The organism is Collimonas sp., from assembly GCF_039923675.1.
Taxonomy (GTDB): Bacteria; Pseudomonadota; Gammaproteobacteria; order Burkholderiales; family Burkholderiaceae_D; genus Collimonas.
This window is the reverse complement of record NZ_JBDTCG010000089.1, coordinates 18,234-38,182: the sequence shown is the minus strand read 5'-3', so window position 1 is coordinate 38,182 and position 19,949 is coordinate 18,234. Positions and strand designations below refer to the sequence as shown.

The window sequence follows — 19,949 nt, the reverse complement described above, 5'->3', positions numbered from 1 at the left end:
CAAGATTCTTATCTGGTTAGCGGCCATCGCGCACTTCGCTGGCGCCGCGGCGACGTTCCACCCAGCTCTCCAGCGAGAAATAGAAGGCCGGCAAAATGAAGAGCGTCAGCAAGGTGGCGACAACCAAACCGCCCACCACCACCGTTGCCAGACCGCGCTGCACATCGGTACCGACCCCGGTCGCCAGCGCCGCCGGCAACATGCCGACCGACGCCACGGTGGCCGTCATCAGCACCGGACGGAAGCGCTCGAAGGCGCCTGCCAGCACTGCTTCCTGCAGCGCCATCCCCTGTTGCCGCACGCGGTTGATGTTGGACACCATGATGATGCCGTTCTGTACCGCCACGCCGAACAAGGCGATGAAGCCGACGCCGGAGGCGACATTGATGGTGCTATTGGTGACGTGCAGCGCAATCAGGCCGCCCAGCGCCGCCAGCGGCACCACGCCGAGGACCAGCAACGCTTGCCGCAACTTGCCAAAACCGGCAAACAAGATAATCAGCATCAGCGCCAGCACCAGGCCGAACACCACGATCAGCCGTGCCTGTGCCCGCGCTTGGTTTTCAAACTGGCCGGCCCACTCGAGGTGATATTTGCTGTTATCGAAACGGACGTTCTGTGCAACCTTGGCCTTTGCGTCCTCGTAATACGACAACAGGTCGCGATTCGCGTAGTCCAGGCGCACCGTCAACTGGCGCTGCGTATTCTCGCGCGTAATCGTACTTTCGCCGTTCGCCGTGCGAATGCGCGCCACCTGAGACAACGGGATGCGTGCGCCGCCTGGTGCAGTCAGTAACAGATTGCCCAGAGCTTCCGGCGTATTCGTGTCGGCTTTGGGATAGCGTACCGTCACGTTGTACATGCGGTCTGCCACATACATCTTCGTCACAGAAGCACCACCCATGCCAGTCTGGATAAGGCTGGTGACGTCGCTGACATTGATGCCAAGGCGTGCCGCCGCAGCGCGGTCGATATCGAGCACCATCTGCGGCACCGGCGGCTCCTGGAAGATGGAGACATCCGCAGTTCCCTGCACGCCGAGCAAGACATCGACAATCTGGTTGCCGATATGGCGCATCTCTTTGAAATCGTCGCCGTACACGCGAATCACCAAAGGACTGTGAGCGCCACCTACCGCGTCATTGACGCCATCGCTGATAGGCTGGCTGATGCCGATGGAAAGGCCAGGCAACTGCTTGAAGCGCTCGCTCAGGCGATGCACGAACTGCGCCTTGGTCTCGCCGTTCTTCCAGGTGCTGTATGGCGTCAAGCCGACTGGCACTTCCATGTGCGACGGCGTCCATGGATCGGTACCGTCATCGCTGCGCCCAAGCTGGGTGACGGCTGTCGCCACCTGGGGAAACTCGAGCAAGGCATGGCGCAATTCACCGGCCATTTCGCTGGCTTTTTCCAAAGACAGACCAGACGGCAATTGCACTTGCAGCCACAAGGTACCTTCATCCAACTCCGGCATGAATTCACGGCCGGTGGCCATACCCAGCAGGATCACGCCGACCAGCGCGACGCCACCTATCGTGTACGATACCCACGAATTGCGCAGCAGGCGTCCGAGGGTATTGCGATAACCTGCGCTCAGCCATTCGAGCGGTTTGTTATGGAATATCTTGCGCGGCTTGTGCAAGGCCATATAAGCAAGCCCGGGCACCAGCACCAAGCTGCACAAGAGCGCGCCGATCAATGCATAGCTGACGGTGAACGCCATCGGCGACAGCAATTTTCCTTCGGCGCGTTCAAAAGCGAACAGTGGCAGATAGGCGCTGATGATGATCAGCGTGGCGAAGAAAATCGGCCGGATCACTTCGGTGGTCGCCGCCCGGACTTCGGCCTGGCTCAACACCTCGGTCGGCTTCGCTTCGCGCCGCCGCAGGATGGCCTCGGTCACCACGATCGCGCCGTCGACAATAATGCCGAAGTCGATTGCACCCAGCGAAAACAGATTGGCCGGCATCTTGGTGATATACATCATGATGAATACCGCCACCAGCGCCAACGGGATCGTCACCGCCGCCACCAGCGCGCTGCGCGGGCTGCCCAGAAACAGAATCAGCACGATGCAGACCAGGCCGATCCCTTCCAGCACCGTGTGGCTCACTTTATGCACGGTCAGTTGGATCAGGTCGTCGCGGTCGATATAGGGAACGATTTTTACGCCCTGTGGCGCCAGCTGCTTTTGCAGTTCATCGACCTTGGCATGTACCTGTTTGATGACTTCGGAAGCATTCTGATACTTGGTCAGCAGCACAATGCCTTCGATCGTGTCGGGATTATTGTTCTTGCCAAGAATGCCTTGCCGCTCTTGATGACTGTTTTGCAGCTTGCCCAGATCCCGCACCAGCACCGGTACGCCGTTGACCTGCTTGACCACCACGTTGCCGAGATCGGTCAGGCTGTGCATCATGCCGATGCCGCGTACCACATAGCCTTGTTCGCCACGCGTAATACGGCTGCCGCCGGCATTAGCGTTGTTATTGCTGATGGCAGTCGTCACATCAGTCAGCGCCACGCCATAGCGCTGCAACTGCTTCTGATCGACCTCGAGCTCATACTCCATGGTAAAGCCGCCAAAATTATTGACGTCGGCAATCCCTGGTACCTGTTTCAGCGAGGGCATCACAATCCAGCGCTGAATCTCTGACAACTCCATGAGATTCTTGCTGTCCGATTCAAGCGTGTAGCGATAAATCTCTCCTGCCGGGCCACTGACAGGATCGAGACTAGGCGTAACGCCGGTCGGCAGCGTCGCGCTGGCGATGCGCTCGATGACGCGCTGGCGCTCCCAATAATCTTCGGTGCCGTCTTTGAACCTCAAGGTGATAAGAGACAGACCAAAGGTCGACGACGAGCGCATGTTCACCAGGCCTGGCGTGCCGCTCAATACGCGCTCCAGGGGAACGGTGATCTGCTGTTCTATTTCTTCCGCCGCCAGCCCGGAGACCTGAGTGGTGACCTGGGCTTGCACATCGGCCAGCTCCGGGTAAGCCTCGACTGCCATCCGGGTCCAGGAATAATAACCAAACAGCGCAACCAGAATCGTCACTAGAATCACTGCATAACGCTTGTGCAGGCAAAAGCGGACAATATTATTAATCATTGAGCAACACTCCGCCTTTGGTGACCACGCGCTCACCGACATTCAAGCCGTTTTGAATTCGTGCACTACCGTTTTCTTCGTAGCCGGTTTCCACCGTGCGACGGATAAACGTCCAGGGTGCCACTTCGACGAAAACGGTGGTGTTGTCATTGTTCATCAGCAGCGCCGAAGTCGGCACCACCGGCTGCACCGCTTGGGCGACGGCGAAGGAGGCGTTGGCAAACATGTTCGGCTTGAATTTGCCGTCTGCATTGGAAACAGCGATGCGCACCAGCGCGCGGCGCGTGTCGGGTTGCAGGATGTCGCTGATGAACGACACCGTGCCATGAAACTGTTGGCCAGGATAAGCCGGCAAACGAATATTTACTGTCTGCCCTTTTTTCACCGAGGCCAGCATGTTTTCTGGCACATTGGCGGTAATCCACAGGTTCTCCAGATTGGCGATAGTCATCAACGATGCGGTTGCATCGTTGGCGCTCTGCCCCGCGCTGACGGACAGCGCCGTGATACTGCCGGTGGTCGGTGCGACCAGGTTGAGGCGCTGGCCGCCGCTGTCAGCCGCCGTTGCGCCGTTGGCGCTCAGGGATTTGAGGCGCGTATCGGCCCTTGAAAATTCAGACTGAGCCTGGGAATACACGCTTTCAGCTTGCTCCAGATCTTTAGCGGCGCCGGCCCCGGCTTGCTGCACGCCGCCCTGCCGCTCGACGATACGTTTGGCAAGTTGCAAGGCATCGCGGGCCTTTTGCAGATCAGCGGTAGCCTGGGCAAAATCGCCTGAGGTCATCACTAGCAACAACTGCCCTTTACGCACGTGATCGCCGAGACCAACCTTCAACTCAAGCACCTTGCCAGCCGCTGGCGGCAAGATATTGGTAGTGCGCGCCGGATCTGCCTCTACTTGCGCCGGCAATTCCAGCGTGTGTGCGGCATCTAGTGAAGCGACGGTTTGGACCGCGAGGCGCGAGCGCAATGGCGAGCGTTCCGGAATCGTGATGCGCTCATCCTGCTTGATGAAATTTGGCGTGGCGTTGGCATTCGCCTCGGCGGCAGCAGCCTTGCCTTGGTGATCGAACCCGGCAATCGCGATTCCGGCGACAATCAGCGCGCCGATGATCAGGATCGCCATGGGCTGGCGCTGCATATAGGGCTTACGCAAAACTGCCCCAGCGGCGTTACTCCTCCTAGCCGTACGCCGTACTGTCTTCGTCGTCGTGCCTAGCCGGGACAGTTTTGCGTAAGCCCTAATAATATTGTTGTTCATGATGTTACTCAGAGTAGAAGATCAATTTTCACGTCATCCCGCGCTGCTGCTCGAATCAATGCGCGGACGGGATCCTGTTTTTTGCAACCGGATGTGGCCATGCCATGCTGGCTGCGCCGGTTTAGTGTGGCGACTGGGAAGCTGCTCAAGGTACGTGCACCGGACAAAATACTGCTTTGCTGTCTGGCTAACGCTCCAGAATGGCTCGCATCAAGGACTCGGATCTGCCGGCGCCTTGATCAAAGGGGATTTCAAACCATCGGCCCGCCTGCTCCTTTCATCGACAAGCGTGAATTGACGCTTTGCCATGTTGAAAAGGAGGCGAGGCTGTTCCTTGGAATAACTATTTTTCCCAGCGCCAAGATACAGCGGCAACATCGGAACCATTGAGGCTGGACGCCAAAACAATAAGGATTTTTTTAACATTGAAGTAGCGCCAGTTAGCGTCCATTGCCGATAGCCGTTTGATTTCAACAAGCTGCAGATAAAGATAGGCAACCAGTAAAAAATCCGACACATGCGATCGCTTTTTGCAGGAATCGGCATATGGCCCCACACTGGGACTGCTACAGACTACAGAGCGATCCTGTCAGAAACCTGAAGGAAAGCTGACAAAATGCTGACAAACAACAACTATCATCAGAAAGGCGGGGAAAGTAGAGCATCGAAGGCTGGTAGCAAAGTCAATTTCTTGTCAAAAATAACAAAATATTGCTATATCACGACATCGCTCGTCGGAAACCCGAGTTGGCACAAACCCGACGGAGTCTGGATATAGGCAACCAGACTAGTTTGTACGGTGGATGCAGCAGGCCACTGAGCTTCTCCGCTTCAGCATGACGTGCCTCCAGGCGCACCAGGGAACACCCAAGATTCTGCAATTTGGCGGCGGGATGCGGCTGCGCCTGCCATTCAATGAATACCGGCGCGACGCCGTCCATAGGCAGGCCGCCATCCTCGGGAATCGTAATCAGCCAATTCAACTGACCGCGTGTCATCGGCTCAATGGCGCCTAGTGGTATCGGCGATACCGCAACCGCCGCGTGGATATCGTTGGTGCGCACCACCCAAGTCGCCAGACGCGGCTGAGAATCCGGGTTGAGAGCATCAAGCGGGAACCAGCGCGACCGGCCTGGATGCGGCGCGTCAGGATTGATGGCAATCACTTCGAGGAACAGTGCATCGCCCAGCCGCAACAGGCAATTGTGCGTGCCCATGCGCGGATGTTCACCGCCGGTTTCAAGCGTAACGCCCAGCATTCGATGCACATACTCCACGCCCAGCTCCAACGAGGCCGCCGTGACAACAAGGTGATCGATGCGCGTACTCAGCACGGTGAGCTTACCGACAAGTGCAGCGGCGGATGTGAAAAATTAATTGCGATTGGATGCGGAGGCATAGGGAGTTGAGCATTGGATTGCCGAGTTATTGCAAGCCATCATATCAAATCAATTTCAAATCCGTTGCGCGCATATCCTCTGTGGGGATACCGCAAGATTGCGCCAGGCATCGGAAAATTCTGTATGTAATTAATTGCATCATTACTTGGCGATCAGACAATCGCAGGTATAGTTGTACCCAACGAACAACACGAGAAAGCATCTATGAAACGTATGCTCTGCGCATTTGCGCTGGTTGCGGTCGGCGCGGCCGCTTTGTTGCCTTCCCAGGCCATGGCACAGGTTGGCGTGAATATCACGATCGGCGTGCCGCCACCGCCGCCAAGATACGAACGCGCGCCGCCGCCACGGGTCGGCTATCTGTGGGCGCCTGGTTACTGGAACTGGGATGGCCGCCGCCACGTCTGGGCCGGAGGGCATTGGGAACAGGCGCGTAACGGCTACCGCTACGATCGGCCGCAGTGGCAACACGGCCGCAACGGCTGGGAGCTGCGCCGCGGCGGCTGGCAGCACGGCAACCATCGTGGAGGTTATGATCACCGACGCGATGGCCGCCGCGATCATGGCCGCGGAAATGATTACCGCCATCGTTAAATCAGCGGCGGGCCGCCGGCAAAGCCAGCGGGCCTGACAATTGCTCTTCACTCATATTAATTTTATCAACGACAAACATGACCATAAAAAAATCAATCGCCATCGCCATGATGCTGGCCTCGGCCAGTATCTCTATCGTACATGCCCAAGAAAGCGCCGCGCGCGCATCGCTGGACAACGCGAAACCGGGTGCCAGCGAAGAATGTCGGCGCTTGCAAGATCGTGTGCAAGAACTCGACCGCATGGATGACGAGCGGGTTGCGCGCAAAGGCCGCATCGCTGAACAGCAAACCCCGGTCCAGACCAAGGAATGGATAGACAAGGAACGCAAAGACGCCAAGACCAAGATGTTTTTTGCCAAGTGCTAACCGGGGCTTAAACCGCTGCGGGACTTTATGCCGCTTGTTGCCGCTTTATGCGACGGCGGCTAAGGATGCAAGACTCACAATCGAAGCGCCATGGCCTTGAATCCGGGCGGCAGCGTTCTTGTGCTTTCTTCGTGCCGGAATCCTATGGATGCATAGAAGGGGACAGCACTCGGGGCTGAGTTGAGGCGGATTGCAGGCCGCTCGGTCAGCGCGCGGCACTGCTGGATTGCGGCCTGGATAAGCGCGCGGCCGATGCCCTGGCGATGCAGTTCTGGCGTCACGAACAGACTACATAGATTCCAGAAATTCTTGACCAGCACCACGGCGACGATCTGGCCGTCGCGCGTATATTTAAGATGACAGCAGTGTTCACGGTTTGCCTGCCACCAGTCAAGGTTCTGATGCACGTTATGAATCAGCTCGGCTTGCAGGGCAAGGTTATCGGCTACCTTCTCGACGACGATGATCCGCTCCATAAACTTCCTGAGCTGATCCAGATCACGGGTTTCAACTGCTTGTATGGCGTCAATCATGCGGCGGATCCAAGGCTGGCGTAATAGCCGGTTGGGGAATTCAAGTCCAGAATTTACCATGGATCCGCCGCAGAACATCAGCCCGGATGCCTGACTCTTCGGGCGGCCGCAGCATGATACAAGGCTGAAGGAGCGCGCAAATTCTCGCAATAGCATGTGTAAACAATTTTAATGTCGTGCTCGTCATTTGAGGCCAGCACCTGCCTGAACAGGGGCGGCCACGGATCGGCGCCATCCGCCAGAGAATAGGCAGCGCCATCGGTAACCGGCGGCGCCCCGGTCGACACGTAGGCGGCACAGAAAGCTTTCCACAAATCCGGCACCAGACTCTCCGCGACCGCCTCCGGCAAATGACTAAAAACACGGCGCGCCGCATGCAAGCCGGTGACAACGTGCAGCGCAGTGAAATTATTTGTTTGCCAATACAGTTGAATCGCCAGACGCGCCATGTCGTCCAGCAACGCAGCATTCAGCGGCGTCAATCTCGGTGGTGCCGGTAGCGCCGATCGAAACATCGGATTCATTGTTACCGCCCGCATGCGGGCTGTAATCCAGTCGCCTTGGAATACAGTGCCGTGCAAGATCGCCGACAAGGCGGCCAGTCCGGCGCTGGCGGATGCTGCCGCGGCATGCTCGTCTGTGTCAATTGCGACAGGAAGATTGCCGCTGACCAGCGCCGCCAAGCCGGCAGCGATTTCACCGTCATGCATTGCTTCCAGCCCGTAAGAGAGCCTGATCACAGCGTGAAATGCGCCGCTTGCAGGCGCAAATGGCAGCCGGCTCAACACTTGCGCGAGCACCGCATCGGTCCCCTCTACCATGATCCAATCCTGGAAACACAGACGCAAGGCGGCAAAAGCCTCAGGCTGGCCAATATGTGCCGGCCATGATCCGCGCTCGATGCGCATGACCGGCGGCGCTTCCAACACAGCAAAGCGGCGCTCCCATTGCTCGAAAAAATCCTGTAAGCGCGCCGGTGAAGCGCCCATGGCGGCGAGCGCGCAGAGCGCCATCGGGCAATGATTGGTCGTGCCCTTGCCGTTCAGCGCAAAACGGCTGTTGGCGTCAAGCAGTTGCTGGAGGATCAAATTCTGGATTAATTCGCTCATCGGATGGTCCCGGAATCGTTATGACAACCGAAGTATCAAAGTTCAAGTAAACTTGAAGTCAACAAGAATTTCGAGGAACAGCATGAACGATATATTGATCACCATCGGCGAGCTGGCGAAACGTTCCGGCGTCGCCGCCAGCGCATTGCGTTTTTATGAAGAACAAGGCTTGATCGCCAGCAAGCGCGAGGCAGGACGGCAGCGGCAATTCTCCAGGGATGTGCTGCGCCGGGTGGCCTTCGTCCGTGTGGCGCAGGCGGTAGGGCTCAGCCTTGAGGAAATCAAGCTGGCCTTGTCTACCCTGCCTTTGCAACGCACGCCGACCAAGCAGGATTGGGAACGCCTGTCGCGCTCCTGGCAACCGCTGCTGCAACAGCGCATCGACACGCTGACGGCATTGCGCGATCAGCTCACCTCGTGCATAGGCTGTGGTTGCCTGTCGCTTAAAAAGTGCGCGCTCTACAATCCGGAAGATACGGCGCAACGCCGCGGCAGCGGGCCGCGCTATCTGCTGGGCGACCGTTCCGAAGCTCGCCTCACCGAAACCGGCCTGGTAAAACCGGCCTGATGCAAGCTACGACTTTGCGCTGTCGATGTCTGGACGAATGCGCGCGTAAATCCAGAAATTACGCGATTCGCCGCGCACCATCCTGAAGTTGCGCAACAAGCCTTCACGCTGGAAACCGGATTTTTCCAGCACTCTCACTGTGCGGGTATTTGAATCGAGAGCGGTGGCTTGCACCCGCACCGCACCAAGGCGCGCGAAAGCCCAGTCCACCATCGCCATGCAGGCGGACGGCGCAACGCCCCTGCCCCAGACCTCGGGAGCAAGATCATAGGCGATCTCTGCAGTCAGGTTCAGCAACGACAAACTGTGAAAGCCGATCGTTCCGACCAGCGCGCCCGAACTGCGCAGCACGATAGCGAAGCGCAGCTCCGATGCGGGATCCGCTGATTCCAAGGCATCGAATTTCTGCAGCAAATCGTCGATGGAGTGAAGCTGCCAGCTGGTATGCTCCAGCACATGCGGCAAGGTCAGATACACATACCAGGCAGGCGCATCCGCTCTGGTTAGTGGACGCAAGTAAACAAGTTCGTGCGCCAGGTCAGGCGGGTTGATGTGATGCATGGATGTGTATAAGAATTTCTGTAAGCAGACTATCTTCATCATAGCGCAAAGGCCGCCTGACGAAGATTTTGATCATACCCAGCAACCGTAAAAAACTAAGCCAGCGTAATCGCTATCCCCATCTTTCGATATGGTGCGATCAAGTGCTCGGCCACCTCAGCATTGACCACGATGTGAGTTACCTGGCTCAAGGGCGCAATCTGGAATGGCGACGCAGTATCCAACTTTTCCGGCGAAGCCAGCACCACTGTCTTCGCCGCCGCATCGCTCAGCGCGCGCTTGACGCAGGCTTCCTCGAAATCGCCGGTGCTGATGCCGGCTTCGGGATGCAGGCTGCATACGCCCATGAAATACAGATCGGCGCGGATCCGCCCGATAGCTTCGATCGCCGCCGCCCCTACTCCAACAATCGAGTGCTTGAACAAACGGCCGCCTATCATGATGACTTCGACGTGCTTGTGCGCCACCAGCTCGATCGCAATTGACGGACTATGCGTCACCACGGTCGCGCGCAGTGACGGCGGCAACTGCCGCACCAGTTGCACTGCGGTGGTGCCGCCATCGATGAACACCACTTGGCCAGGCTGGATCATGGCAGCGGCGGCGCGGCCGATGGCCGGCTTGGCGTCGGGCGATATCTGCTGCCGTTCAGCAAAGGTAGCCAGCGCCGGCGAGGCCGGCAAGGCGCCGCCGTGCACGCGCTGCAGCAAGCCTTCCTGTGCCAATTGCCGCAAATCGCGACGGATCGTGTCTTCGGACAAACCGAGTTGTTCACTGAGTGTTTTAGCGACAATCTGGCCGTCGCGCTCGAGGATTTCCAGCAGGTGTTGTTTGCGTTGCAGAGTGAGCATAAGTTATGTGTGAAGTTATGTGCTAATCAGTTTGCACGTTTTTTCTTGATATTTCACGATATTGCATGGTAAATTCCAGCAATGCAAGCCCGCGCAAACCACATCAGGAGATTTCCATGCACGATGACAGAATCAGCAGAGTCAGAATCCGCAACGTCGAGGTATTGTCGGACGACTGGTACCTATTGAAAAAAACCACCTTCGACTACCGTCGCGGCGACGGCAGCTGGCAAACCCTGACGCGCGAGACCTATGATCGCGGCAACGGCGCCACCATCCTGCTCTACAACCGCGAGCGCTGCAGCGTCATCCTGATCCGCCAGTTCCGCTTCCCCACTTTTGGCGAAGGACATGACGGCTTCCTGATCGAAACCGCTGCCGGCTTGCTGGATCACGCCAGCCCGGAACAGCGTATCAGGGCGGAAGTCGAAGAAGAAACCGGCTACCGGGTGCATCAGGTCCGCAAGATATTCGAAGCATTCATGAGCCCAGGGTCGGTCACCGAAAAACTGTATTTTTTCGTCGCCGAATATGAGCCCGGTTCGCGCGTCGGCGACGGCGGCGGCCTGCAAGCCGAAGGCGAAGATATCCAGGTGCTGGAACTGCCGCTGGAGCGCGCCTTGCAGATGGTCGCCAGCGGTGAAATCGCCGACGGCAAAACCATCATGCTGCTGCAATACGCCCAGCTGCACTTGCTGCCGGCGGCCGCAAGCAACGGTTAAACAAAGAGAGAAAATAAGCGCGTTGCTTTTTGCAGCCGCACGTAAATCAACAGTAAAATCCGCCCTGCCAGAACCCGCCAGGAAATGAAAAATCCATGACTCTTGATAATTCCCGCAACTTCAAAATAGATTTACTAAGGGGGATTTCAATCTGCCTGGTCCTGCTGCTGCACTACCAGTTATCCTATGCGTTGACCGATAGTCCGCTGCGCTATCTGTTTTCCAAGGAAGCCATCCGGGCGCTGGCGATCAACGGCAACTACGGCGTCACCATGTTCTTCGTGATCTCCGGCTACCTGATCACCTCTACCACCATCAAGCGCTACGGCAGCTTGCGCCATGTGAGCATCCCGCGCTTTTATCTCTTCCGCATGGCGCGGATATTCCCTTGCCTGCTGGTGGCGCTTGCCGTCATCGCCATACTGGGCCTGCTCGGCCAGCCGGAATTCATCAATGTCGCCCAGCCCGGATGGCCGGCTGTCGGCATGCCGCTGGCGGTGCTGTCGGTCCTGACCTTCTGGCACAACGTACTGATGCAGCACGCCTGGTATTTCAACTATGCGATGAATATCTACTGGTCGCTGTCGGTGGAAGAGGTGTTCTACCTGGTGTTTCCGCTGCTGTGTTTCGGCTTGAAACGGCAGTGGGCAATTGCCGCGATATGGGCGCTGGCGATCATCATCGGCCCGATCTATCGCAGTTCCCATACCGATGACGAAATCTATTTCATGTATGCCTACGCAGCCTGCTTCGATGCGATCGCCTTCGGCTGTTTTGCAGCGCTGTTTGCCGACAAGATTCGCCTGCACGGAATCGCCTGGCGTCTGACCCAGATCGCTGCGGCATGCCTGGTTGCCACGGTTTATCTGCGCGGCATCGATGGCAACGAAGTCTTCGGCTTCAGCCTGATCGCTGCCGGCACCGCGGTATTGCTGCTGGGCGCACGCAATGACAATGTGCCGGCGTGGCTGAAAAAAAATCGCTTGCTGGGCGCAATCCGCTGGCTAGGGCGGCACAGCTATGAGTTGTACCTGTTCCACATCGTCGTATTGGGGCTGATGCGCAGCGTCGTGCCCAAAGGCGCCATGCCTTATGCGTGGAAACTGCCGGCGCTGGCCTTGTTCCTGATTCTCTCCGCCATCGTGGCCGGCCTGATCGCGCGCTTCTATTCCGAACCGGTGAACGCCTGGCTCAGGAATGCATTTTTACGTCCGCTGCCACCGGCGGCATCGCTGACTTAGCCGGCGCGGCTGATCTTCTTCTGCATCCATAGGACATCGACGGTCGACTCGGCTTCGACCGCGATAAATCCCAGTTCAGCGTACACGGCGCGCGCCGCAGGATTATCGCGATACACGCGCAAGGTCGCGGCCTGCGCCATAGCTGTGCGGCTTGCTTCTTCCATGAGCTGACGGCACAGGATTTTACCCAGGCCTCTGCCGCGCGCCTCGGGCGCAATGATGATCCGGCATAAGTGAGCAACACCAGGCTGGCGCAGCCGGTACTGGCCGAAACCGAGCAGATCGCCATCACTTTGGCACAGCGCAAAGCTGGCGCCCGGCTGTACCTGTAGCAATTGCGGCAGTTGTTCAGGATCGAATGGATAGGCGAGTTGCGGACCGGCCCAGCGTACACAGGCGACGGCATCAGGAATCCATGCCGCAATCGCGACGTAATCCGCAGCAACCGGCGGCCTTATTGAAACCGTCATACACTCTCTCTCGTATATATAAGTATCAGCTGACAGGAAGCCGCCTTGGCATGTTGTCATGGGCGAATTGGCAAAGCAACATCGCGCTCACGCGCAGCCAGCCCGACATCAAAGATAGAAAAAACAGTCCGCATCTGTCGTAAGGAAATCCCTTCTTTGCCGACTAAATACCAGCTCAGCAATACTTATCACATTCAACAGGATGATCATCATGGACAACTTGCCAACAAAAATCAAACCGACTACCCTGCCTTCGCCTTGGGTCAAAGGCTTGCGCACCGCGCTCTGGCTCGGCGCAGCCGTGCTGCTTAGCCAGAACCTGGCCTTTTCCTCGGAAGCGGCAAAAGTGGTTCCCGCGCCCGCCAGCGACGAACAGGTCGCCGCCGGCGATCACTCGGAAACCGCGGTCCTGGCCGGCGGCTGTTTCTGGGGCGTGCAAGGAGTGTTCCAGCATGTGCGCGGCGTCACCAATGTAGTGTCCGGCTATTCGGGCGGCAACCGCGACACCGCGCAATACAATCGCGTCAGCGAGGGCGATACCGGCCACGCGGAATCGGTGCAGATCACCTATGATCCGACGCAGGTTACCTACGGCAAGCTGCTGCAGATATTTTTCTCGGTAGCGCACGATCCGACCGAGCTCAATCGCCAGGGACCGGATAGCGGCACCCAGTATCGTTCCGCAGTGTTTCCGGCCAACGACATGCAACGCAAGGTTGCGCAAGCCTATGTGGCGCAGCTCGACCACGGCAAAGTGTTCAGCAGCCAGGTGGCCACCAAAGTGGAACCGTTGCGCGGCTTCTATCCTGCGGAGTCCTACCACCAGAATTTCCTGACGCGTAATCCGAGCTATCCGTACATCGTGGTCAACGACTTGCCCAAGATCGACGATCTCAAGCGCTTGTTCCCAGACATGTACCGGGCTCAGCCGGTGCTTGCCAAGGCAGATGCGCGCTAAGTAATTCAAACACCGCCATGCCCGGTCACCCGGACATGGCGCGATGACGGTAGCAACAGTTACCGGTGCCTGCGCGCTATGTGATAAATTCAGGGATGACATTTGTTCTTCTTTTATCACTATCAGCCCTCGGATTATCGTAATGACCAAACCAAAGCCGTTTTCAATGATCCGCGAGTTCCATCTCGCGGACTGGTTCACCCTGAGCAACGCGTTTTGCGGCGTCGGCTCCTTGTTTTCCGTCATGACGTACCTGCAGAACCGCGAAGTGATGCACTTGCTCATCGCCTGCGCCTTGATTCCCGCCGCACTGGTTTTCGATATCCTCGATGGCCGCATTGCACGCTGGCGTGCGCAAAGCTCCGCCATGGGGCGCGAGCTGGATTCGCTGGCCGATGTGATTTCGTTCGGCGTTGCGCCGGCCATCATTGCCTATGGCTGCGGCATGCAGGGGTTGGTGGACCGCATCATCCTGGTATTTTTTGTCGCCTGCGGGGTATCGCGCCTGGCGCGTTACAACGTCACCTCGGAACAATTGTCCGACGGCGGCGACAAGGTGAAATATTTCGAAGGCACGCCCATCCCGACTTCACTGCTGCTGGTGCTGGTATTGGCGGCGGCTGCCTGGCATGGCGCCCTGGGCGAGCAACTGTGGTTCGGCGTGGTGTTTGTCGCCGGCTTCCAGTTTCATCCGCTGGTGCTGATGTTCGCCCTGTCCGGCGCCTTGATGGTGAGCCGGATCCGCATCCCCAAATTGTAAGCCGCCCGGGCCGCAGATAAAAATGCGGCATAAACTTCACCCGAGTCGCCACTAGCGCCCACAATAGGTCTACACTCGTTGCTAGAGCATCTCGGGAGTTACATCATGACCGATATTGATCCGAAGACCAGTTTTCGCGGGCTGCCGTTGACGCCGGAGCAAGACGTGGAAATCCGTCACTACATCACCGTCAAGAAACGTCATGGTGAAGCATGGGACACGCCGGAACTGAACGCTATGCTGAAAGACATGCTGGAGCCGCCGGGCGAAGACGAAGAAGAATCCGGTCTCGACCTGGATGTGGCAAAAAGCGCCGCCGAGCGCGCCGCCACTTTTGTCGACGATGCAATGGAACCGATCGAAGCCAGTGAAGAATTCAATGCGGCCATGGAATTCGAGGCAATGAAGGCGCAGGGTTTCTAGACATCTTGCGCAGACCCCAAACCCGCCACAACCCTCTTGTCCAACTGCTCTGCCAGTAGCATTTTGACATCAGACCGGCATGCGTCATATTTGTCATGGGAACTAATTCTTAATTAATCCACCATACATAGCATGCCTCTACAAAACCATGCTTACGATTTTACCGTTGATGCCTTGTTCCTGGATTTCGACAACACCCTTGTCGATCTCGCTCCCCGGCCGGAGAACGTGCTGGTGCCACCGGACCTGATAACAAGCTTGCAACGGCTACAACAAGCTGCCAACGGCGCGCTGGCCATCGTTACCGGCCGACCGCTGGAACAGATTGATCATTTCCTCGCACCATTGCGTTTACCTACAGCCGGCGTCCATGGCGTCGAACGGCGCAGCGCCGACGGCCGCATGACCTATCTGCCGGTGCCTGCGGTCGAACGCCTGCTGGACTATCTCAACCCGCTGGTCTCCCGGCATCCCGGCTTGCTGCTGGAAGTCAAACGCGGCGCACTGGCGCTGCATTACCGGCGCGCGCCGGAACTCGAGCACGACTGCCTGCAGGCGATGACCGAAGCGCTGCTGCAGGAACAGGGATTTGTCATGTTGCGGGGCAAGATGGTGGTCGAAGCCAAGACTGCCGATATTGGCAAGGGCAACGCGATCGCCGCCTTCATGCAAGAAGCGCCTTTCGTCGGCCGCCGTCCGGTGTTCATCGGCGACGATATCACCGATGAAGCCGGTTTCGCCTGGGTCCAGTCGGTACAGGGCGGCGGTCTCGGCATCAAGGTCGGCCCGGGCGACAGCATGGCTCACAGCCGTATCGCCAGCGCCGCCGCCGTGCGCGCCATGTTGGTACAGTTGGCAAAACAATAAACCAGAAAGAAGGAAGTCATGACCACGCCTCCAACGGAAACGTCGGCCGCTATCTCTGTTGCGGCCGACGATGCGATACCCTCTACCTCTTCCCTCGATCTCGGCGTCATCGGCAATTGTTCGTTTAACGCCCTGATCGATAAACTCGGGCGCATTGTCTGGTGCTGTTTGCCGCGCTTCGATGGCGATCCGGTGTTCAATGCCCTGCTCGATCCGAGCGACAACGGTAGCCTATGGAGTTTTCAGCTAGAGAATTTTTCGCACAGCGAGCAGTGGTATGAGCCTAACACCGCAGTACTGCATACCCGCCTGCATGACACCCTGGGCCAGGGTGTCGAGATTACCGATTTCGCGCCGCGCTTTCCCAACCGCGGCCGCTTCTTCCGTCCGCTGACCATCGTTCGTCGCATACAACCGCTGAAGGGTGCGCCGCGCCTGCGCATCTTGCTGCGCCCGCGTTTCGACTGGGGCCGCGAAATGCCGGTCATCACGCGCGGCAGCAATCACATACGCTACATCGGCGCGACACAGACCCTGCGTCTGAATACAGACGCTCCGCTCAGCTACCTGCTGGCTGAAACCTCTTTTGTCGTCAGCCGTCCGCTCAACTTCATCCTGGGACCGGATGAGACCATGAGCGAAGGGATCAACGATACCGCCCGCCGCCTGGAGCAAGAAACACTGACTTACTGGCGCAGCTGGAGCCGCGCGCTGGCCACGCCGCTGGAATGGCAGGCTGCCGTGATTCGCGCAGCGATTACTCTCAAGCTGTCGCTGTATGAAGACACCGGCGCAATCATCGCCGCCATGACTACCAGCGTGCCGGAAGCGCCGGGCAGCGCGCGCAACTGGGATTATCGCTATTGCTGGCTGCGCGACGCTTTCTTTGTGGTGCGGGCGCTTAACAGCTTGTCCGAACTGGGCACCATGGAAGACTATCTGCGCTGGCTCGGCAATGTGGTGGTGCGCAGCGCCGGCGGCCATGTCCAGCCCTTGTACGGCATCGGCCTTGAAGAAGCGTTGCCGGAAGTGATACTCGATCACCTGCCAGGTTATCGCAACCATGCGCCGGTAAGAGTCGGCAACCAGGCATACGAACATTTCCAGCACGATGTGTATGGCAATATCATTCTCGGTGCGGCGCAATCGTTTCACGATGAGCGCCTGCTGCATCGTTCAGGAGTCGAACAGTTCACCCATCTGGAAGCAGTCGGTGAGCGCGCATTCGCGCTCTACGACCAGCCCGATGCCGGCATGTGGGAATTGCGCACCCGCTCTCGGATTCATACCTCGTCTGCGCTGATGAGCTGGGCCGCCTGCGACCGTCTGGCCAAGATTGCCGCCAAGCTGGAGCTGACGGAACGCGCCGGCTACTGGCACGGACGGGCGACGATCATCGGCGAGCGCATCCTGGCTGAGTCCTGGAATGAAGAACGGCAAGCCTACGCCGAAAGTTTCGGTGGCCGCGACCTGGACGCGAGCGTGCTGCTGATGGTGGAAGTGGGCCTGGTGGCGCCGACCGATGAACGCTTCATCGCCACCGTCGACACGCTGGAAAAATATCTGTGCGACGGCCCTTACATGCGACGCTACGAAGCGCCGGACGACTTCGGCCGGCCGGAAAGCGCATTCAATATCTGCACCTTCTGGCGCATTGATGCGCTGGCGCGGATTGGCCGTAAAGAGCAGGCGCGCGCCATTTTCGAAGCCATGCTGGCGGCGCGCAACCATCTCGGCCTGCTATCGGAAGACACGCATCCGGTCACCGGCGAGATGTGGGGTAACTTCCCGCAGACGTATTCCATGGTCGGCATCATCAATTGCGCCATGCGCTTGTCCGCCGCCTGGGAGAGCGCCATCTGAACGTATCTGGCAACGCCATTCCATCCTATGTTTTTAAAATCAAGAAAGGAAGCTGCCTATGTCACGCCTGGTAGTCGTATCCAACCGGCTTGCCGATCCGCGCAAACCCGCGGCCGGAGGCCTCGCCGTAGCGTTAGGCGAAACACTGAAAAAAACCGGCGGCCTCTGGTTCGGCTGGAGCGGTACCGTAGTCAAGGACGGCACACCCGGCGAAGGCGAGATGCACGTGCACCAGGCCGGGCCGGTGACGCTGGCTGAAATGGATTTGTGCCAGGAAGATCACGATGCTTATTACCGCGGTTATGCGAACGGCGTGCTGTGGCCGGTATTCCATTACCGGCTCGACCTGGCCAACCTGGAATCCGGCTATCTGAGCGGCTATCGCCGCGTCAACCACCTGTTTGCGCGCAAGCTGATGCCACTGCTCAAACCGGACGACCTGATCTGGATCCACGACTACCACCTGATCCCGCTGGCGGCGGAATTGCGCGCCATGGGCTGCGGCAACCGGATCGGGTTTTTCCTGCATATCCCGCTGCCGCCACAACAAATCCTGGCCGCGATTCCATCGCATGAATGGCTGATGCGTGCCTTGTTTGCCTATGACCTGGTGGGCTTCCAGAGCGAAGCCGATTTGCTGAATTTCTCGCATTACGTCAAAGCCGAGGCCACCGCTGAAACCATCGGCGCCGGCCAGTTCCGAGCGTTCAACAGTACCGTCACGGCCGGCGCCTTTCCGATCGGGATCGACGTCGACGATTTCCAGCGCCTTGGTCAGGCACGCGAAGCGGTCGACACGTATGAAAGCACCCGCACCGAGTATTCACGACGCCGATTGCTGATCGGAGTCGACCGCCTGGATTATTCAAAAGGCCTGCCCCAACGGATACGCGCCTTCAACGAATTGCTGCGCGAGTACCCAGAAAACCAGCATAGCGCAACCTTGCTCCAGGTCGCCTCGCCGAGCCGCGAAGACGTCGACGCCTACGCCGACATCCAGCATGAACTGGAAAGCCTGTGCGGCGCCATCAACGGCAATTACGGCGATTTCGACTGGATGCCGATCCGCTACATTCATCGCACCGTCGCCCGCAAACGGCTGCCCGGTTTGTACCGGGCTTGCGATGTGGCGCTGGTGACGCCGCTGCGCGACGGCATGAACCTGGTCGCCAAGGAATTCATTGCGGCGCAGGATGAAGCCGATCCTGGCGTACTGGTGCTGTCACGGTTCGCCGGCGCGGCAGAACAATTGAAAGAGGCCCTGCTGGTCAATCCCTACGATATTCCTGGCACCGCGCAAGCCATCCAGCGCGCCTTGCAAATGCCGCTGGCCGAGCGCCAGGCGCGCCACAAGGCGCTGCTGGCGAATATCCGCAAGTACGATGTGCACTGGTGGCGCGAGCAGTTTCTTCAATCACTGGCCAATGTCCGCTGACGACAAAAGACAGCGCCTGGCTGGAATCATCGATAAATATCCTTGCGCTTCCATGACGCCCCTCGCTGGATTAGCATGAAAACAACACTATCGATGCATATTCACTATTGACGAACTGTCTTAAGTTGGTTAGCGTACAGAAGCGACCTCTTTGCACTATTAGTCTGAGTGCGTGGCCACACTATAAAGCTTCATCGTGTGTAAATTAGTTAGTGAAAAACTTACCGTTTTATCACTAATATGATGTGTAATTATTCGAGAGATTATCATGGCAACAGGTATTGTTAAGTGGTTCAATGACTCCAAAGGCTTCGGCTTCATTACGCCAGACGGCGGCGGCGAAGATTTGTTCGCGCATTTCTCCGCTATCCAGATGGACGGCTTCAAGACGCTCAAAGAAGGCCAAAAAGTAAAATTCGACGTGACGGACGGCCCTAAAGGCAAGCAAGCTTCCAACATCCAGAATCCTTGATGCACAATAACTAGCGAAAAGCCTGAAAATTTTTCGTAAGTTAGGTACAAGAATCAAGTTATCCAAAGATTCGCTGAGACATTGAGTCTGTAGTGATTTTTTGTCCTGCCGGGACGAAATAATCGCGAGCAATCAGCGAAATCAAAAGATGGGAGCAGCTATGCGCTCCCATTTTCTTTTTATCGGCTGGCCTTCAATGGCAAAGCCGGTTTTCTTGTTGCGCGTTCAAAATCCTGCTTAAGCCAGGTCGGGCCTTGATTAACCTCGCGCTGCCAAGATCCCCCTGTGCTGGATGATAGACGTTGAAACCAGACGTAATATCGTGCCTACAAGATCAAACTTGAGGACGAACTCATTTTTGGGATTTGATGTACTGCAATT

Annotated in this window: 21 protein-coding genes; 12 read left to right on the top strand and 9 right to left on the bottom strand. The window is 57.7% G+C overall.

The features are described from left to right. Window positions 1-16: 16 nt before the first annotated feature. From ABI171_RS19030 to ABI171_RS19015, 4 genes are all read right to left on the bottom strand, one after another. On the bottom strand, window positions 17-3,112 hold the full coding sequence (locus ABI171_RS19030; protein ID WP_348094109.1) for a CusA/CzcA family heavy metal efflux RND transporter: 3,096 nt from the start codon (window positions 3,110-3,112) through the stop codon (window positions 17-19). Continuing rightward, the gene (locus ABI171_RS19025; RefSeq protein ID WP_348094108.1) at window positions 3,105-4,268 is read right to left on the bottom strand and encodes an efflux RND transporter periplasmic adaptor subunit; all 1,164 of its coding nucleotides are present in this window, start codon (window positions 4,266-4,268) and stop codon (window positions 3,105-3,107) included. The genes ABI171_RS19030 and ABI171_RS19025 overlap by 8 nt, the downstream gene beginning before the upstream one ends. A 315-nt stretch (window positions 4,269-4,583) precedes the next feature. Further along, complete coding sequence (locus ABI171_RS19020; protein WP_348094107.1) at window positions 4,584-4,919, bottom strand: hypothetical protein; 336 nt, start codon at window positions 4,917-4,919, stop codon at window positions 4,584-4,586. 173 nt (window positions 4,920-5,092) lie between these two features. Then, window positions 5,093-5,707 carry a VOC family protein gene (locus tag ABI171_RS19015; protein ID WP_348094106.1) on the bottom strand — a complete coding sequence of 205 codons (615 nt, stop codon included), beginning with the start codon at window positions 5,705-5,707 and terminating at the stop codon, window positions 5,093-5,095. A 270-nt stretch (window positions 5,708-5,977) separates the two neighbouring features. Here ABI171_RS19015 and ABI171_RS19010 point away from each other — a divergent pair, with 270 nt between their 5' ends. Both ABI171_RS19010 and ABI171_RS19005 read left to right on the top strand, forming a co-directional pair. After that, a complete protein-coding gene (locus tag ABI171_RS19010; protein ID WP_348094105.1) occupies window positions 5,978-6,367 on the top strand; it encodes a hypothetical protein in 390 nt (129 codons plus the stop codon). Between the two features lie 77 nt (window positions 6,368-6,444). After that, entirely contained in the window at window positions 6,445-6,735 is a 291-nt protein-coding gene (locus tag ABI171_RS19005; protein ID WP_348094104.1) for a hypothetical protein, read from the top strand. Window positions 6,736-6,809: 74 nt separating this feature from the next. On the opposite strand, the gene ABI171_RS19000 is transcribed toward ABI171_RS19005, so the two are convergent. Both ABI171_RS19000 and ABI171_RS18995 read right to left on the bottom strand, forming a co-directional pair. Next, the gene (locus tag ABI171_RS19000) at window positions 6,810-7,268 is read right to left on the bottom strand and encodes a GNAT family N-acetyltransferase (RefSeq protein WP_348094103.1); all 459 of its coding nucleotides are present in this window, start codon (window positions 7,266-7,268) and stop codon (window positions 6,810-6,812) included. Window positions 7,269-7,345: 77 nt separating this feature from the next. Next, window positions 7,346-8,377, bottom strand: coding sequence for a questin oxidase family protein (locus ABI171_RS18995; protein WP_348094102.1), 1,032 nt, complete (start codon window positions 8,375-8,377; stop codon window positions 7,346-7,348). Window positions 8,378-8,459: 82 nt separating this feature from the next. On the opposite strand from ABI171_RS18995, the gene soxR reads away from it, so the two are divergent. Continuing rightward, window positions 8,460-8,945: a redox-sensitive transcriptional activator SoxR gene (gene soxR / locus ABI171_RS18990; protein WP_348094101.1), complete on the top strand. Its 486-nt coding sequence runs from the start codon at window positions 8,460-8,462 to the stop codon at window positions 8,943-8,945. 6 nt (window positions 8,946-8,951) lie between these two features. Here the strand turns inward: soxR and ABI171_RS18985 are convergent, their stop codons facing one another. Together ABI171_RS18985 and ABI171_RS18980 are read right to left on the bottom strand one after the other, a co-directional pair. Beyond that, window positions 8,952-9,506, bottom strand: coding sequence for a GNAT family N-acetyltransferase (locus ABI171_RS18985; protein ID WP_348094100.1), 555 nt, complete (start codon window positions 9,504-9,506; stop codon window positions 8,952-8,954). 95 nt (window positions 9,507-9,601) lie between these two features. Further along, entirely contained in the window at window positions 9,602-10,357 is a 756-nt protein-coding gene (locus tag ABI171_RS18980; RefSeq protein ID WP_348094099.1) for a DeoR/GlpR family DNA-binding transcription regulator, read from the bottom strand. 116 nt (window positions 10,358-10,473) lie between these two features. On the opposite strand from ABI171_RS18980, the gene ABI171_RS18975 reads away from it, so the two are divergent. Both ABI171_RS18975 and ABI171_RS18970 read left to right on the top strand, forming a co-directional pair. Then, window positions 10,474-11,079 carry an NUDIX domain-containing protein gene (locus ABI171_RS18975; protein ID WP_348094098.1) on the top strand — a complete coding sequence of 202 codons (606 nt, stop codon included), beginning with the start codon at window positions 10,474-10,476 and terminating at the stop codon, window positions 11,077-11,079. Window positions 11,080-11,174: 95 nt separating this feature from the next. After that, window positions 11,175-12,320: an acyltransferase gene (locus tag ABI171_RS18970; protein WP_348094097.1), complete on the top strand. Its 1,146-nt coding sequence runs from the start codon at window positions 11,175-11,177 to the stop codon at window positions 12,318-12,320. Here the strand turns inward: ABI171_RS18970 and ABI171_RS18965 are convergent. Continuing rightward, window positions 12,317-12,790, bottom strand: a complete 474-nt coding sequence (locus tag ABI171_RS18965; RefSeq protein ID WP_348094096.1) for a GNAT family N-acetyltransferase — start codon at window positions 12,788-12,790, stop codon at window positions 12,317-12,319. The two genes, ABI171_RS18970 and ABI171_RS18965, sit on opposite strands and share 4 nt — an antisense overlap. A 211-nt stretch (window positions 12,791-13,001) precedes the next feature. Here ABI171_RS18965 and msrA point away from each other — a divergent pair, with 211 nt between their 5' ends. The 7 genes from msrA to cspD all read left to right on the top strand — a co-directional run bounded on the left by msrA (window position 13,002) and on the right by cspD (window position 19,568). Next, window positions 13,002-13,748 carry a peptide-methionine (S)-S-oxide reductase MsrA gene (gene msrA, locus ABI171_RS18960; protein ID WP_348094095.1) on the top strand — a complete coding sequence of 249 codons (747 nt, stop codon included), beginning with the start codon at window positions 13,002-13,004 and terminating at the stop codon, window positions 13,746-13,748. Window positions 13,749-13,890: 142 nt separating this feature from the next. Then, window positions 13,891-14,508 carry a CDP-diacylglycerol--serine O-phosphatidyltransferase gene (gene pssA, locus ABI171_RS18955; RefSeq protein ID WP_348094094.1) on the top strand — a complete coding sequence of 206 codons (618 nt, stop codon included), beginning with the start codon at window positions 13,891-13,893 and terminating at the stop codon, window positions 14,506-14,508. Between the two features lie 105 nt (window positions 14,509-14,613). Then, window positions 14,614-14,931: a hypothetical protein gene (locus ABI171_RS18950; RefSeq protein ID WP_348094093.1), complete on the top strand. Its 318-nt coding sequence runs from the start codon at window positions 14,614-14,616 to the stop codon at window positions 14,929-14,931. A 132-nt stretch (window positions 14,932-15,063) separates the two neighbouring features. Continuing rightward, window positions 15,064-15,798 (top strand): trehalose-phosphatase, encoded by a 735-nt coding sequence (gene otsB, locus ABI171_RS18945; RefSeq protein ID WP_348094092.1) that lies wholly within the window; start codon window positions 15,064-15,066, stop codon window positions 15,796-15,798. An 18-nt stretch (window positions 15,799-15,816) separates the two neighbouring features. Next, the gene (locus ABI171_RS18940) at window positions 15,817-17,661 is read left to right on the top strand and encodes a glycoside hydrolase family 15 protein (RefSeq protein ID WP_348094091.1); all 1,845 of its coding nucleotides are present in this window, start codon (window positions 15,817-15,819) and stop codon (window positions 17,659-17,661) included. 58 nt (window positions 17,662-17,719) lie between these two features. Further along, window positions 17,720-19,096, top strand: a complete 1,377-nt coding sequence (gene otsA, locus ABI171_RS18935; RefSeq protein ID WP_348094090.1) for an alpha,alpha-trehalose-phosphate synthase (UDP-forming) — start codon at window positions 17,720-17,722, stop codon at window positions 19,094-19,096. Between the two features lie 268 nt (window positions 19,097-19,364). Then, on the top strand, window positions 19,365-19,568 hold the full coding sequence (cspD, locus tag ABI171_RS18930; protein ID WP_038490688.1) for a cold shock domain-containing protein CspD: 204 nt from the start codon (window positions 19,365-19,367) through the stop codon (window positions 19,566-19,568). Window positions 19,569-19,949: the final 381 nt, after the last annotated feature.